General features: G+C 62.0%; 18 protein-coding genes. 11 read left to right on the top strand and 7 right to left on the bottom strand.

Annotated features, from left to right (window positions below):
- The first annotated feature begins 76 nt into the window (after nt 1-76).
- The 6 genes from FHS79_RS16510 (at nt 77) to FHS79_RS16485 (ending at nt 4,215) form a co-directional block, all read left to right on the top strand.
- Nucleotides 77-655 (top strand): hypothetical protein, encoded by a 579-nt coding sequence (locus tag FHS79_RS16510; RefSeq protein ID WP_184202608.1) that lies wholly within the window; start codon nt 77-79, stop codon nt 653-655.
- A 221-nt stretch (nt 656-876) separates the two neighbouring features.
- Nucleotides 877-1,473: a recombinase family protein gene (locus FHS79_RS16505; protein WP_184202606.1), complete on the top strand. Its 597-nt coding sequence runs from the start codon at nt 877-879 to the stop codon at nt 1,471-1,473.
- 87 nt (nt 1,474-1,560) lie between these two features.
- Nucleotides 1,561-2,082 carry a hypothetical protein gene (locus FHS79_RS16500; RefSeq protein WP_184202604.1) on the top strand — a complete coding sequence of 174 codons (522 nt, stop codon included), beginning with the start codon at nt 1,561-1,563 and terminating at the stop codon, nt 2,080-2,082.
- A 181-nt stretch (nt 2,083-2,263) separates the two neighbouring features.
- The gene (locus tag FHS79_RS16495; RefSeq protein WP_184202602.1) at nt 2,264-2,497 is read left to right on the top strand and encodes a hypothetical protein; all 234 of its coding nucleotides are present in this window, start codon (nt 2,264-2,266) and stop codon (nt 2,495-2,497) included.
- Nucleotides 2,445-3,080 carry a hypothetical protein gene (locus FHS79_RS16490; protein ID WP_184202600.1) on the top strand — a complete coding sequence of 212 codons (636 nt, stop codon included), beginning with the start codon at nt 2,445-2,447 and terminating at the stop codon, nt 3,078-3,080. Before FHS79_RS16495 ends, FHS79_RS16490 begins: the two co-directional genes overlap by 53 nt.
- A gap of 172 nt (nt 3,081-3,252) precedes the next feature.
- Nucleotides 3,253-4,215 carry a tyrosine-type recombinase/integrase gene (locus tag FHS79_RS16485; RefSeq protein WP_184202598.1) on the top strand — a complete coding sequence of 321 codons (963 nt, stop codon included), beginning with the start codon at nt 3,253-3,255 and terminating at the stop codon, nt 4,213-4,215.
- A 43-nt stretch (nt 4,216-4,258) separates the two neighbouring features.
- Here FHS79_RS16485 and FHS79_RS16480 read toward each other — a convergent pair whose 3' ends face one another.
- From FHS79_RS16480 to FHS79_RS16460, 5 genes are all read right to left on the bottom strand, one after another.
- The gene (locus FHS79_RS16480) at nt 4,259-5,101 is read right to left on the bottom strand and encodes a class I SAM-dependent methyltransferase (RefSeq protein WP_184202596.1); all 843 of its coding nucleotides are present in this window, start codon (nt 5,099-5,101) and stop codon (nt 4,259-4,261) included.
- Complete coding sequence (locus FHS79_RS16475; protein WP_243452965.1) at nt 5,095-7,233, bottom strand: TonB-dependent receptor; 2,139 nt, start codon at nt 7,231-7,233, stop codon at nt 5,095-5,097. Before FHS79_RS16475 ends, FHS79_RS16480 begins: the two co-directional genes overlap by 7 nt.
- 145 nt (nt 7,234-7,378) lie before the next feature.
- Nucleotides 7,379-8,050, bottom strand: a complete 672-nt coding sequence (locus FHS79_RS16470) for a helix-turn-helix domain-containing protein (RefSeq protein WP_184202592.1) — start codon at nt 8,048-8,050, stop codon at nt 7,379-7,381.
- A gap of 514 nt (nt 8,051-8,564) precedes the next feature.
- Entirely contained in the window at nt 8,565-8,966 is a 402-nt protein-coding gene (locus FHS79_RS16465) for a type II toxin-antitoxin system VapC family toxin (protein ID WP_184202590.1), read from the bottom strand.
- Nucleotides 8,963-9,238 carry an AbrB/MazE/SpoVT family DNA-binding domain-containing protein gene (locus tag FHS79_RS16460; protein WP_184202588.1) on the bottom strand — a complete coding sequence of 92 codons (276 nt, stop codon included), beginning with the start codon at nt 9,236-9,238 and terminating at the stop codon, nt 8,963-8,965. The genes FHS79_RS16465 and FHS79_RS16460 overlap by 4 nt, the downstream gene beginning before the upstream one ends.
- 76 nt (nt 9,239-9,314) lie before the next feature.
- Between FHS79_RS16460 and FHS79_RS19000 the strand changes: the two genes are divergently transcribed.
- From FHS79_RS19000 to FHS79_RS16435, 5 genes are all read left to right on the top strand, one after another.
- Entirely contained in the window at nt 9,315-9,560 is a 246-nt protein-coding gene (locus tag FHS79_RS19000) for a hypothetical protein (RefSeq protein WP_243452962.1), read from the top strand.
- Nucleotides 9,561-9,768: 208 nt separating this feature from the next.
- The gene (gene parA / locus FHS79_RS16450; RefSeq protein ID WP_184202586.1) at nt 9,769-10,452 is read left to right on the top strand and encodes a ParA family partition ATPase; all 684 of its coding nucleotides are present in this window, start codon (nt 9,769-9,771) and stop codon (nt 10,450-10,452) included.
- Nucleotides 10,449-10,715: a ribbon-helix-helix domain-containing protein gene (locus FHS79_RS16445; protein WP_184202584.1), complete on the top strand. Its 267-nt coding sequence runs from the start codon at nt 10,449-10,451 to the stop codon at nt 10,713-10,715. The genes parA and FHS79_RS16445 overlap by 4 nt, the downstream gene beginning before the upstream one ends.
- Before the next feature lie 53 nt (nt 10,716-10,768).
- Entirely contained in the window at nt 10,769-11,020 is a 252-nt protein-coding gene (locus FHS79_RS16440; RefSeq protein WP_341534475.1) for a ribbon-helix-helix domain-containing protein, read from the top strand.
- A gap of 369 nt (nt 11,021-11,389) precedes the next feature.
- The gene (locus FHS79_RS16435; RefSeq protein WP_243452961.1) at nt 11,390-12,100 is read left to right on the top strand and encodes a replication protein A; all 711 of its coding nucleotides are present in this window, start codon (nt 11,390-11,392) and stop codon (nt 12,098-12,100) included.
- A 361-nt stretch (nt 12,101-12,461) separates the two neighbouring features.
- Here the strand turns inward: FHS79_RS16435 and FHS79_RS16430 are convergent, their stop codons facing one another.
- Together FHS79_RS16430 and FHS79_RS16425 are read right to left on the bottom strand one after the other, a co-directional pair.
- Entirely contained in the window at nt 12,462-12,746 is a 285-nt protein-coding gene (locus tag FHS79_RS16430; protein WP_184202582.1) for a hypothetical protein, read from the bottom strand.
- Nucleotides 12,746-12,967 (bottom strand): conjugal transfer protein TraD, encoded by a 222-nt coding sequence (locus FHS79_RS16425; protein ID WP_184202580.1) that lies wholly within the window; start codon nt 12,965-12,967, stop codon nt 12,746-12,748. The genes FHS79_RS16430 and FHS79_RS16425 overlap by 1 nt, the downstream gene beginning before the upstream one ends.
- Nucleotides 12,968-13,021: the final 54 nt, after the last annotated feature.

Below are 13,021 nucleotides of genomic sequence, written 5' to 3'. Positions count from 1 at the left end.
GGCACCAGAAGGCGACTTGCCAATCCTAGACACGTAGTCAACTGTTGATTCCATTTCACGGAAAGTAGAACTCGCCATGCTGAAGATTGCTATCTGGAGTAGCCTAGCAGCTGCCTCGGCTTCCATTTCTCAACCAGTGGCTGCGGCGCAAGATGTAGTTGCACCGAGCTTCGCCGACTTGAAGGCTCTCGTAGGTGTTTGGCAACAAGCCGACAAGCCGGACTCGCCCCTGCGAATCCGGTTTTCATTGACCGCCGGTGGCACGGCAGTCGTAGAGGAGTGGTTGCGGGGTAGCCAGCCTCATTCAATGACGATCTATCATCGCGATGGCAAAAGTCTGATCGCTACGCATTACTGCCCTCAGGGCAATCAACCACGCCTGGCAATGCTGCCACCGTCAGCCGCGAAGGTGCTGCGCTTTAAATTTCGCGACGCAACCGACCTCGACGCGGCGCGCGAATCCTATCTGGTCGCGCTTGCCTTCGATCTCTCTCGCGAGGGAAGGATCGTGCGAAGCGAGACGTACCGTCGTGAGGGCAACAACGAAGCCTCGGAAATGCAGTTGGTTCGCGAGCAACAGTCGGGTGTCAAAACCGAACGGTTGTCAGTTTTCAAAGTGGGTGTCATCGGGGCAATGGAAATCCGCCACTTTTGACGCTTCGATTCTCATAGTGGATGTCACTGGCGCTCGAAGTGGGTGTCAGCAGCCGACATTTCGCCCGAAGGCGATGTCAGCAGATTGTCCCCAAACCGTTCCGAGAAGTTTATGTACAAGAGCTGTTTGTAGACACTATTTAGGGACTATCGAAGCCGGATTCTGTCGGCACCTCACTGCCGGTCCACAAACCGAGCGGATTAGGGACGAGAGGTGACACGATGCCGGATGTGCTGGGCTATGCCCGCGTCTCCACCAGCGATCAGGATCTTGAGGTGCAGCGTCGTCGCCTGCGCGACGAGGCCGGCGCGATCAAAGTGTTCGATGACATCATATCCGGTAAGCGCTTCGATCGGCCGGGTTTGACCGAGATGCTGGACTTCTGCCGTGCCGGCGACACCATATGCGTGGTGCGTCTCGATCGGCTCGGTCGTTCGCTCAAAGAGCTGCTGGAAACGATCGACATGTTTAAGGCGCGAGGGCTGGCGTTCCGATCGCTGGAGGAACGGCTCGATACCTCGTCGGCTGCCGGCGAGCTGGTGTTCCATGTATTCGGCGCCATCGCCCACTTCGAGCGCCGACTGATCGTCGAGCGCACCCGCGACGGGATCGCGGCGGCTCGCGCCCGCGGCAAGGTTCCCGGCCGCCCCACGCTCGACGCCGACAAGCTGACGTCGGCACTCAAGTTGATCGAGGCCGGTGTGCGCCCCGTCCAGGCCGCAAAGCAGCTCGGGCTTGGCCGGTCCACCCTCTACCGCGAACTCGCTCTGATCCGCACCGCCGCGCCAGACACTCCGGCGCTGGAAGCTAAGGCATGAAAAAATCACGACGCGACACGCCGCGGCAGCTAGGCTCTTTGGATAGCGGACCTCTCTCCGACGGGCTGCTAATGCACTCGATTGCCGATGGTCCGCCAGACGGGAAAGAGAACGATGAATAGGATAGCGGGATGGGGCCAGCACCACTGGTTTTTCCTGCTGCTACCGTTCTGGCTTGTTGCCGCGCTCGGCTTCCGCGCTACCCACCCTTGGTCGGAACAACCCGCGCTGGGTGAAGCGGCAACGCTCTTCGATTGGTGCGTGTTCGTACCTGCTCTCTACGTCCTCTGCTATCGCACCATGCCGCGCCGAGCGTTGATGCTGCGGACGCTTGCTCTGGTATGCAGCGGCATTTGGATTGCCGGCAAGATCGTACCTGCCGCAGCCGAAAGCGTGCTGACCGACCTAGGATGGCTGCGCAGCGCGGGTATCACCGTGCTGGTGCTTTTCGAGGGATTAGCATTGGTCGCGATGCTGCGCGTTATATTTGGCGCTGCTCCCAACGCAGCGGAGTTGGAGCGGCAGGGCATCCCGCCACTGATCGCCAGAATGATGCTGGCTGAGGCCCGTTTCTGGCGATGGTTATGGACGCGGCTGCGCGGGCGATGACATGGACTTCGGCACGCCGCTGACATTGTCTTCGAAAACTGACACGACCGCCCTGAACCGCGGCGTGTCCCAAATCTCCCTCTTGCTTCGCTGAAGGATTCACGCGCCGTTCTACATATGATAATGTCCTTTATCGTATGTAGAATCTTGCAGTGAGCCTTGCGTCATGTTAGAAAAAAGCATGGATAACGCCCTCCCCCAAGATCGCGTCCAACTCCTCCGCGCCTATGCCGCCGGTCAACTCGGTACGCGTAGCGCGATTGAGCGGCTCGGGATGCGCGACTACGCCGATCTTGTCATCGCGCTGGCCCAGGATGACCTCGGCTTGCCTAAACCGGCCGAAACATCGGCGCACATGGCGCATGTCGCGCGCGCGCGGGCCATTCTCCAGCCGCGATTGCGTCATGGCGGCTAAGGTCACCCTTATCGTCACCGATGCGCCACCTCTCATCACGCTCGCTGCCGCGCAAAGCCTCGATTACCTGCTTTATCCCGATCTGCCAGTGATCGTGCCGGACGCCGTTTTTTACGAAGCGACTGGCACCGCCGGCAAACTCGGCGCGCAGGAGATTCTCGACTGGTATCGCGCCCACGCCGATCGCGTCCGCATCGAGCCGACGCAGACGTTTCAGAACGAGATGATACTGCGCGAAAATGCCGGATACCGGCCGGCGCGCGACCTTGGCGAGCGCGCGGCGGTCGAGGTGGTCCGAAACTATCCGCTGCCAGACCAGGCTCGCGCGCTGCTTCTGAGCGACGATCGCGACGCCGAGCGGTTGGTGATTGTCGATCCCGATCGACTGATCCTGCTGACGACATGGGATTATCTGCGGCAGCTTGAAGAGGCGCAACGCATTCAATCGGCCGATGCGGTGATCGAGGCAGCGCAGCAAGCTGGCCGCAATCCGCCCAAGCGCGATCTTTGGAGTGGCCATGACCCCGAGATACGCGATGCCGTCAGAGCGGTACTTTCCGGCGATCACAGTCCTGCGTCATGAACGTCCCCGTAGCCCTTAAATGGCGGTCGTTCGACCGAACCATAGACGAGGTGCGCGCTAAGTTCGAGGATAGGCCGACGGCAGAATTGGAGGCCTTGATTGACGAGGCTGTCGCCGCAGCGCGCCAATGCCGTGTTCCCAAGCCCAGCAGCCGATGATCGCACAGCGGTGCATGAACCAGCTCGCTCCCCTACCCTCTCCTGCATTCGCGCTCCCAGCCCTTGTGGCATCGGCGGACGATCGCGCGCAGCTTCGCTTCCTAGAGTTTTTCGCGGCCAATATCCGCAATCCGCACACGCGGCGTGCCTATGCGCGCGCGACGGGAGAGTTTTTGGGCTGGTGCACCGAGCGCGGCGTGACGTCGATTGCGGCAGTGCAGCCGTTGCACGTCGCGGCCTGGATCGAGGGACTAGGCCGCGAGGTTAGTGCGCCTACGGTCAAGCAGCGGCTTGCAGGTGTGCGTCACCTGTTCGACTGGCTTGTGACGGGCCAGGTGGTGCCGATGAACCCGGCGGCGTCGGTACGAGGCCCTGCGCACAGCGTCCGTCGCGGCAAGACACCGGTGCTGGCACCCGACGAGGCACGACGGCTGCTCGACAGCATCGATGTGACCACGCCCATAGGCTTGCGCGATCGGGCGCTGATCGGGTTGATGATCTACTCGTTTGCACGGGTAGGCGCGGCACTGGCGATGCGCGTCGAGGACGTGTTCGTGCAGAACCGGCGGCTCTGGGTCCGGCTGCATGAGAAGGGTGGCAAGCGCCACGAGATGCCGTGCCACCACAACCTTGAGGAATATCTGACCGCCTATATCGATGGATGCGAGCTACGCGAGGATCGTAAGGAGCCGCTGTTCCGCACGATCGCGCGCGGCACCAGGCGACTAAGCGATACCCCCCTGCCCCAAGCCAGCGCATTCCAGATGGTGAGGCGGCGTGCCAGTGCGGCCGAGATCGAGACTGCGATCGGCAACCACTCGTTTCGCGCAACCGGGATCACCGCCTATTTAAAAAACGGCGGAACGCTGGAGCGTGCCGCGACGATGGCGAACCATGCTTCGACCCGCACCACTCAGCTCTACGATCGCCGACCCGATGACGTCACGCTGGACGAGGTAGAGCGGGTAATGATCTAAGCTTGACCCGACGCCCCTCACTCTGTTGAGTAAGCCTCTTCGTTTATTGGCAACGTCGATTTACCGATATGTGAACCAAGCCGGGCGCAAGTCGGTTACGAATGGGCGGCACAGCCGAGAGCCACCGCACGAGCCCCATGCGTCGCGGAAACGGATCGGCAAATGTCGCGGCAGTTAAGATGGACAGGCCGCCAACCGATGCAATGAACGCCGGAATTGAATTCAGACGGATGCCCCACGGCATAGGGGGTGCTGTGTAGGCCCGAGTGATCTTGAGGCCGCGCAGGGTCTTGCGAGATAGCCAGGGCGGGATGGTATCGAAATAGAGCTGCGCTCCCGGAAGCCGTTGCGCGATATTGTCGAGAAGTTTGCGCACCTCGTTCTCTTGAAAATACATCAGCAAACCTGCTGCCGAGATAAACGGCGGCGGGCCGTCCGCCACAGCGTCCATCCAGCGCGTATCCAGCGCCGAACACGACATGTTCTGCGCTCTCGGATCGTCTGGCAGCAGCGCGCGCCGCGTTGATATCGCCTCGGGAAGGTCGACGCTTATCCACCGGACAGCGTCGTTGCCAATACGCCACAATTGGGTTTCGAGGCCCTCTCCCAAGGCGACTACCGTTCCCGCCGGCTCGGCACGAAGATAATTGACGATCAGGTCGTCGCCGACCCGCGCACGGATGGCGTGCAAGACGCTGGGTCGGCCGAACGTACCGGCGAAATCATAATCGATCCGCGCGACCAGCGCGGCGGCCATCGGATCTTCGATCAGTCGATCAACGCGCGTATGTTCGATTGCCCTGTTCCACAGCGGCCAAAGCATTGTCTCCGGAACGCCGGAAAGATCGACCCGAACCTTGCTGTCGTCGCCGTCGCGCATCACCATTTGTGGCTAACCTGAAGGCCAAAGATGCGCGGCTTGCCGACACCGGCATAATAGGTGCCGTCGAACCCGAACGCGAAATTGGTGTAGGCGCTGCTGGTATAAACAAGTTCGTCGGTGAGATTCTCGACATAAAGTCGGGCGGTCCAGCGATCGGTTTCCCAGCCGATCTGCGCGTTCAGCAGCACGACCGCATCCTGCGTGGCCAGATTTTCCGGATTGAGCGGCGTCCGCCCGGTGGCATTGGCTTCACCGCGCACGAACAGTCCGCGCCACGGGCGCCAACTTGCGGCCAATGACGCATCATACTCGGGCACCAGCTTGACCTTGTTGCCGGTGAAGTCCTGCGTCGCTGAGAAGCGATAATCGGTGTATTTGGAATCGACATAGCCAAACGATGCCGACAGATCGAGTTGCGGCGTTAGCTTGCCGGTCAGTTCGACCTCGAAACCACGGCTGCGGATCGCCGCGTCCGATGTGATGAGGTTGGTCGAGATCGCCTGACCCGCCGCGTTCACCAGGACATTATATTCCTGCCAGTTATCGGCATCGATGATGAACGCCGCGCCCGACAGCAACAGTCGCCTGTCGAGCAGTTCGAGCTTCGCGCCGACCTCATAGCTCCACAGCGTTTCGGGACCATAGCGCGCGAAGTCAGTCGTCACCGCGCTGGTCGCCGCGCCCAGATTGAACCCGCCCGGAATCCAGCCCTTCGCGGCCGATGCATAGAGCAGCAGCCCGTCATTGACCCGCCAGTCGAGCGAGACCTTGGGCAGCAGTTCCTCATAACTGTCGTTGAGGTCTTCAGCCGGGAACACAAAGCTGCCAAATGGCCCCAGGTCGAGCACGCCGGCGAGCTGGTTCTTGTCGCGCTCTGCACGCTCGTAGCGCAAACCGCCGGTCAAGCGCACATTGGCAAGCACCGGCACCGTTACCTGCCCGAATGCCGCATAATCGCGCGAACGGCTGCTTTGGAGGGGGGCAGGCGAATAATCGTCGAGCCCGCCCGGACCGACCAGCGTGGCAAGGATCTGGTCCTCTCGGCTGCGGTAGTGATTAAGGCCGACGACCCACTGGACCTTGTTGCCGCGCGGCGAGGACAGCCGCGCCTCGAAGTTCCAGAAGGTCTCGTCATCGTCGCTCGCGCCCGCGGCACCCAATAGCGCGGTCAGGTCGAGATCGGTGCCCTGCGAATCCGACGATAGGCTGCGCCACGAAGCGTTGACGTCGAGCACCGCACCGCCAAAATCATAATTCACGTTGCCGCCGACCAGATACTCGTCCTCGACGGTGCGCTTGGGTGCGTCGTTTAGCAGCGTGTAGCGGCCGGAAGTCCGGCCGCCGTTGAACGCGGCCGAGTAGTTCGCGTCATAGCGCGCGCGGTCGATCGGCAAAAACTCCTGTTCGTAAAGCCCCGGCGCACGCAGCAAGGCCGCCGACGTCACCAGATCGACGGTCAGCCGCTCGTTCGGCGTCCAGCGCAACTTGCCCTGGACGAAAGTCTCACGGATCGCGCCACGCTCGCCGATCGACGACGCCTCGTTGCGGACGAACGAGTCGGCATTGTTGTAGCTGGCGACGAAGGAACCTGTCAGCACGTCCTTGATGAGGGGGCCACCGAGGGACAGCCGCGCCTCGCCGCCCATGTCGCCGTTGAACGTGAACAGCGATCCGGTCGCTTCCGCCTCGAAACTGTTCGAGGGCGCGCGCGTGCGGATGACGATCAGCCCGGACTCGGTATTCGCGCCATAAAGCGTTCCCTGCGGGCCGCGCAGCACTTCGATCTGCTCGACCGCCCCCAGGGCCTGGTCGCGCAGCTTCCGGAATGGGATGCCGTCGATATAGACAGCGGCGCGGTTGACGATGAACGGGTTCGATTCGATGCCCCGGATCGTTACATAGGTGCCGCCGACCTGCCCGAGCTGGTTGAACTGGACATTGGGGACATAGTCGTCGATCTGCCGCAGGCTGTCGATGCGGGCGTCACGAATGAACTGTTCGGTCAGCACCGTGGCAGCGATTGGGGCATCGGCTAGCCGGGTATCCTGCCGGGTGCCGGTTACGACGATCTCATCGACCGTGGTGATGTCCTGCGGCGCCAAGTCTTGCGCCACCGCCCCTGTGGCAGAGGCCATCCAACTCACGCTGCCGAACAAAACGGCGCTGCCCAATCGTCTCAACCCTGACATAGAACCTCCTAATTGCGAACCATTTGCAACTAAAGGGCCGAGCGATGATACACAATATCACGCACTTGCGTTGGTCAGCGTTTGTCATGCGCTAGCCGGAATGGTGCGTGCGCATGTCCTGCGGTCGGATACCGAACCGTCGATGGATGGCATTCGATAGATGCGAAGGCGTATAGCCGACGCGACGGGCAGCTTCGGTCGGCGACATACCCTGCTCCAGCAAGATCGCTGCCAGGTCCAGCCGACGCGCGGTCACATAGGCAGCAATCGATGTTCCAAAGCAGGCCCGAAATGCGTCGGTCAGCGAGCGCGCGTTGATGCCGACTTCGCGCGCCAGTTCGATCAATGACGGGGGATGGTCCAGCCTGCGCTCAAGCACCTCTCTCGCCGCATATGCATAACGCTCGTTTCGCAGAGGAAGCTTCCCCGTCAGCGCACAACCGGTCAACCAGGTTAACGCCAGCGCCGACATCTCCAAGGCGCGGGCTTCGAATGCAAGCTCGCGCGCCGCCCCCTGGAACCACGGATCAACCGGGGCACACAAACGACTGACAGCCCCCGGCGGAGCGTTCAATGAAGCCTGAAGCGGATTGCCCTTTTCGAGGGCCAGTTTGATCTCGTGCACCGCGTCGGTGCCCGTGTCGGCAATGTCATCGGTCGCCAGAAAAAGGCCGCAAGCGCGAGCCGATCGTCCAGAAACGCTGGAGTGAAAAGGCTGCGCTCCGTCAGGACAAAGCATTGCGGTTAGTCCCGCGCCGTTCAACGCAAACTCCCCAAGTCCTGCGGACCGGGTTTCTATCGAAGCAACGCCGCAGCCAAGGTGTAATCCAGGCGGAGTATGCGCCACGTAGGAAGTTGGCTGGAGAATCGTTTGTTCGGACCTCCAGAACACACTTGCTTGACCGGCAGAAGAATCGAACGATTGCCCGGATCCGCTCGTATTCCCGATCTTGCTGAGAGATTCGGCGCTCAAACGCTCCTCCGATGTAAGAATACTCTCATGGCCTTTGGATCACCGGACGCGGCATGATGCGGCAGCATATTTGTGGTGCTCGATAGTCTGGAGCCTCCATCGGCTCGCTCAGGCCGCCCGGACTTCCAGGGTCACGCCGGAGGCGCGTTGAGGCCGGGTCCGACTGGACGCGAGCGCGCACGGTGTCCTCGAAGTTGCGAGTGAGAGCCATCACGATTTCCCTTTTTTACTTGTCCCACCCATCCCTTGGGGCTTGGCCTTGGGGCTTGGCCTTGCGGCCCGGCCGGGGGTGGCGCGTGATTCGTCAGCACGCCAGCAACAGGGCGGCGGTCCCCTGCCCTTCCAGCAGTTTCACGGCCCTCTTGTCGAACGAGACGAAGGTCTCGGCACCGAGCCACTGACCGTCGAAGGCGATCACTCCATCCGCGAAGTCGCCGCCCGCTTCCAGCACAGCTAGACCGGCCTCGACCGTAGGGCGGTTCAGGACGACGTTGCGGGTGTTCATAAAGAGCCGGATCGCCGCTGCGATTGCGGTTCGGGACAAATCGTATCTGCGCTCCATGACCCACGCGAGTTCGCAAAGAGCGTGAACGCTGATCGCCACTGATTCGGCGTTTTTAAGCGTTTCGATCGCGATCTCTTGCTGCGCTTCGTCGCCGGGGACGACCACGCGAAGCAGCACGTTCGTGTCGGCAGTGATCCTCATTCCTTTTTCATGCCAGCCATGCCGGCCGCCGCGCCGGCTTCGGCGATAGCCTCGTTGATTTCCTCGATCGTGAGCCGGGCACCGTTGCCCTTGCCCGCAAGGAAGTTCCGCAGATCGTCCCAAGACCCTTTAGGCTGATCGGCCTTCAGCTCCGCCTTGCCATCGGGCAGCAGATCGAGCCTGATCTTGCCGCCAGGCTGGATGCCCAGATGCTTCAGCACGTCCTTTCTGAACGTGACTTGGCCCCGCGTGGTAACGCTCAACGTCGTCATGGTAATGCCTCCTAATCACCATAGAAGGTAATGCAGAAGCGCATTATATACAAGCGTGACGGGTTAGGAGGTCGAAATGGCTGGCAACAAGCACCGGGGACCGACCCTCGACAGCTTTCTTGAGAAGGAAGGCGTCCTTGGCGAGTTTCAGGCCAAGGCGATCGAGGAGGTTCGAGCCGACTCTATCACGAACAAGGATGACGACTTCGAGCTGATCCGAGGCACCGGCAACGTCTATGCCGATCTTGGCATGAAGAATCCGGAGGAGCGCCAGCGCCGGGTGATCGAGGCATCCGGCGACGCGAGCAAAAACCGCAAGTAATAGGTCTGGTGCCTGCCGCTGCGCGGCACCGCCGCTCTCAGTCGCTTCGCTTCCCAAGCCCGCAAGCGGTCTTGGCCCTGCCGGGTTCCGATCGGCTGGCGAGCGAGGATAGCGTAACGGATCGCCGCGCACCATTGACCGCCATGCCTCAATGGTTCACACGTGAACGTGTTCACATGCTCACACGTTCACGTGTTCAGGGGTTCACATGAAGGTCATCACTGTCATCAGTCAGAAAGGCGGCGCAGGCAAAACGACCTTGGCTATCCACCTAGCCGCAGCCGGTGCTGGCGCAGGGCTTACCGCGTTGATCCTAGACACCGATCCGCAGGCGACCGCGAGCCATTGGAGCGAGTGGCGCGGATCGTCCGACCTGGAGGTCGTCGATTGCGCCTCCCCTTCTCTCTTGCCCCGCAAGCTTCAGCAGGCGGCCGAACTCGGGGCCGACCTGGTGGTGATCGACACCCCGCCCCATGCCGACATCATGGTGCGGGAGGCTTGCAAGGTCGCGGACCTGGTGTTGATTCCCTGTCGTCCGCAAGCTTTCGATCTCAAAGCCGTCGAGATGACGGCCGAGCTGGTGCAGGCGGTCGGCAAGCCGGCCTTCGTGCTGTTCATGGGCGGCCCCCAGCGTGCGCCGACAACCTACCGGGATGCCCGCGAGCTGATCGAAGGTGGCGATGGCGTCGCCGGCATGGGTGTGGCCGTTGCGCCCGTCATGCTCACCCAGCGGGCGATCTATCATCACAGCACGGCGCAGGGGAAAACTGCGACCGAGCTGGAGCCTGACGGCAAAGCGGCCGAGGAGGTTGCCGCGTTATGGGCGTGGACAAGTAAACAAGTGAACGTGTCCACACGTTCACGAGTGAACAAGAAGCGGGGCGCGGCATGAGCAAGTTTGGCGCGATGAAGCAGCAGCGGGCGGAAAAGACTGGCACGATCGGCGACAGCCCCGATCCGACGACTGCAACGCCCGCCACCCGCGCTCAGACCCGGCAGGGCAAGAAGGCGGTGAGCGCCTATTTTAGTCCCGAGGTCAGTCGCGGCTTGAACATGCTGGCAGCCGAGCAGGGAACGACGTTGCAGGCGCTCCTTGGCGAAGCCATCGACCTGCTTATGCGGCACCACGGCAAGCATCCGTTCGGCGAACGGTAGCTGTCCACGTGTGAATATGTGAACGTGTGAACACAAAAATTAGGAGCTTGGGGGTGGCGAAATCGACAAACGCTAGGAAATCGACCGGCCCGGCTGCGGAGGTTGAAGAACCGATGCTGCCGATCGAAGCCCCACGCCGCCAGCGCAACCGGATCGGCAAAAAGTCGATCGCCGGTAAGTTCGACCCGGCTATTGCGCGAGCGTTCGCGATCCTTGCCGCCAAGGAGGACAGCACGATCGAGGCGATGCTGACCGAGGCCGTGCTTGATATCCTTCAGAAGTATAAGCAGCAAATAGAACGGTGAACGTGACCACACGTGAACAAGTGAACGTGTGAACACACAGTCTAATCTATGCGCGCGTTAGAACGCGCCTTTCCATCACTCTTATAATCTGACAGGCTTTGGTGTCGGCGGACTCGTTCGCCGATTCGCCGTGGCGATCGTAGTGGGTGGCACCGCTAGGGCCAAAACGACGAAAGCCCGGCTTGGCGGCCGGGCTCTCGGAAAGTCTGATTTGTGGGGGCGCGGGAAGCACCCGTGTTCTCTAGCAGGAACAGCCTCCCGCAGATCGGATGACAAGTCAACTCGAAAACGCTGTTTTCGAGAACGGGAGAGCTATGTCCATAAGGGATTGCCGCCAGCAGCCGGGCCGACCGATCGACGGGAGGTTCCATGCAAACTGTGTTCGAGGCCCTTCGAGGGGCAAGAGAGCGACGGCCAGGCCGTCAAACCGGCCAGCGGGTCCATCGCTACAGCCGCACTGAGGAGGGCCGGGAAGGGCGGTTCTGGCAGCCGTTCAGTCCCAAGAACGTCGCTCGCTTCATGCAGGCGGCCGAGAAATATGACCGGCTGAAACGGCTTGCCCATCGGCGCGAGCGCAACAACCGCGAGAACGGGGCAATCGGCCATGTCGGGCTTGAGGTGTTGCGCGAGCTGCTACGCCTGATCGACTACAAGACAGGGCGGCTCGATCCTGCGATTGCGACGCTGGCGCTTCGCATCGGCCGCTCGATCGCGGCTGTGGTGGATGCGCTCAAGCGGCTCAAGGCGCATGGCTTCCTCGACTGGTTGCGCCGTTATGTGCCGACCGGCAACGCGGGCCTGCGCGGCCCCCAGGTCAAGCAAACCTCGAACGCCTACCGCTTGATGCTTCCGCCGCAGGTGGAACGCGGCATGACCGCGCCACCGCCAGAGGACGACAGCGACCGGCGGCGAGCAGCGACCGAGGAAGGCAGGGCGATGATCGCCAGACTCCCGCTCGACGAGCAGCCAGCCCAGCTTATCGACGATCCCGGCCTCGCTGCGATCCTTGCCCGTCTCGGGCGTGGGATCATGGACCGGGAACGTGATTCCGAGAGGCAGAATGAATCCAGCCAGAGTTAGAAATATACAAGCGGAATTGGCCTAACGGCCAATGCGTAGTTCGTTTCGTGCCGCCTGCGGCGTCACCAGAGCGGCGCAAGCGCCGCTAGCTTAGCGAGGAAGAAGTTGGCGGGGGAGTTGCCGCTTTCTGCCCCAGGGCTGCCCAGGAGGGCCGCCAGAGAGCAGGAGAGGGGGGTCAGCTCCTTTGCCAGCCCCGGACGCGTCGGGGTCGCCAGCGGGGCTTATATCGCCTTCGCTGCGTCCGGTTTGTAAATCGTCAATCCCAACGGCGGACCCGCGGCGGCTGCTACTCGTGGCGAGTCCACTTTTCCCGGCCGGTCGCGGTGTGTGGACTTCGTATTCCCTATGACAGGGTCCGCCATCAGTCCGCCGCGACCATCGGCGTGACCGGCAATGACCGATCGGCGTCGGGATGATCGAGCAGGCGGAGCAGAATCTGCGACACGAGGTCAGGGGGCACTCCCTCCTCGAGCATCATCTCGAAGAACGCATCCTCGTTCGGCGTCGGGGTCATGTCCTCGATCGCGAGGTTGGCGCGCGACTCCGCCACGTCCTCGCGCCACATGGCGATTTCCGCCGGCGTGCCGCGCACGAAATCCATCGCGCGGATTTCGGCCCGGATCGCCTCGATGTCGAACTCGCCCATCAGCCTTCGCTCCCTTCCGCTTCCGCATCGAACGCCCGTTTGCCCCTTCGCTTCCAGAGCGTGAGCGCATCCCCTGCATCATCGCCCCGCGCGCGTCGGGCGAGATCGAGCAGCGCGCCGTAAATCGTGGCGCGATCGTCGTCGGTCAGCTCGACCAAGCCGGCTTTCTGGACCAGCCCGCCCAGCTCGATCAGGTGGCGCGTCCGTTCGCGGCGTTGCACGACCCAGGCCCTGCTATCCGTTCGCCGTAGGGCTGCTTCCGCGCGCAGTGTCGC

This window comes from Polymorphobacter multimanifer (genome assembly GCF_014205635.1).
Lineage (GTDB): Bacteria > Pseudomonadota > Alphaproteobacteria > Sphingomonadales > Sphingomonadaceae > Sandarakinorhabdus > Sandarakinorhabdus multimanifer.
This window is presented reverse-complemented; position numbering and strand designations above follow the sequence as displayed.

Bases quoted from the DNA above. Each gene is read 5' to 3' on its own strand.
- FHS79_RS16510 (WP_184202608.1), top strand. From the start codon at position 77: ATGCTGAAGATTGCTATCTGGAGTAGCCTAGCAGCTGCCTCGGCTTCC.
- FHS79_RS16505 (WP_184202606.1), top strand. From the start codon at position 877: ATGCCGGATGTGCTGGGCTATGCCCGCGTCTCCACCAGCGATCAGGAT.
- FHS79_RS16500 (WP_184202604.1), top strand. From the start codon at position 1,561: ATGGTCCGCCAGACGGGAAAGAGAACGATGAATAGGATAGCGGGATGG.
- FHS79_RS16495 (WP_184202602.1), top strand. From the start codon at position 2,264: ATGGATAACGCCCTCCCCCAAGATCGCGTCCAACTCCTCCGCGCCTAT.
- FHS79_RS16490 (WP_184202600.1), top strand. From the start codon at position 2,445: ATGTCGCGCGCGCGCGGGCCATTCTCCAGCCGCGATTGCGTCATGGCG.
- FHS79_RS16485 (WP_184202598.1), top strand. From the start codon at position 3,253: ATGAACCAGCTCGCTCCCCTACCCTCTCCTGCATTCGCGCTCCCAGCC.
- FHS79_RS16480 (WP_184202596.1), bottom strand. From the start codon at position 5,101: ATGGTGATGCGCGACGGCGACGACAGCAAGGTTCGGGTCGATCTTTCC.
- FHS79_RS16475 (WP_243452965.1), bottom strand. From the start codon at position 7,233: ATGGCCTCTGCCACAGGGGCGGTGGCGCAAGACTTGGCGCCGCAGGAC.
- FHS79_RS16465 (WP_184202590.1), bottom strand. From the start codon at position 8,966: ATGAGGATCACTGCCGACACGAACGTGCTGCTTCGCGTGGTCGTCCCC.
- FHS79_RS16460 (WP_184202588.1), bottom strand. From the start codon at position 9,238: ATGACGACGTTGAGCGTTACCACGCGGGGCCAAGTCACGTTCAGAAAG.
- FHS79_RS19000 (WP_243452962.1), top strand. From the start codon at position 9,315: ATGGCTGGCAACAAGCACCGGGGACCGACCCTCGACAGCTTTCTTGAG.
- parA (WP_184202586.1), top strand. From the start codon at position 9,769: ATGAAGGTCATCACTGTCATCAGTCAGAAAGGCGGCGCAGGCAAAACG.
- FHS79_RS16445 (WP_184202584.1), top strand. From the start codon at position 10,449: ATGAGCAAGTTTGGCGCGATGAAGCAGCAGCGGGCGGAAAAGACTGGC.
- FHS79_RS16435 (WP_243452961.1), top strand. From the start codon at position 11,390: ATGCAAACTGTGTTCGAGGCCCTTCGAGGGGCAAGAGAGCGACGGCCA.
- FHS79_RS16430 (WP_184202582.1), bottom strand. From the start codon at position 12,746: ATGGGCGAGTTCGACATCGAGGCGATCCGGGCCGAAATCCGCGCGATG.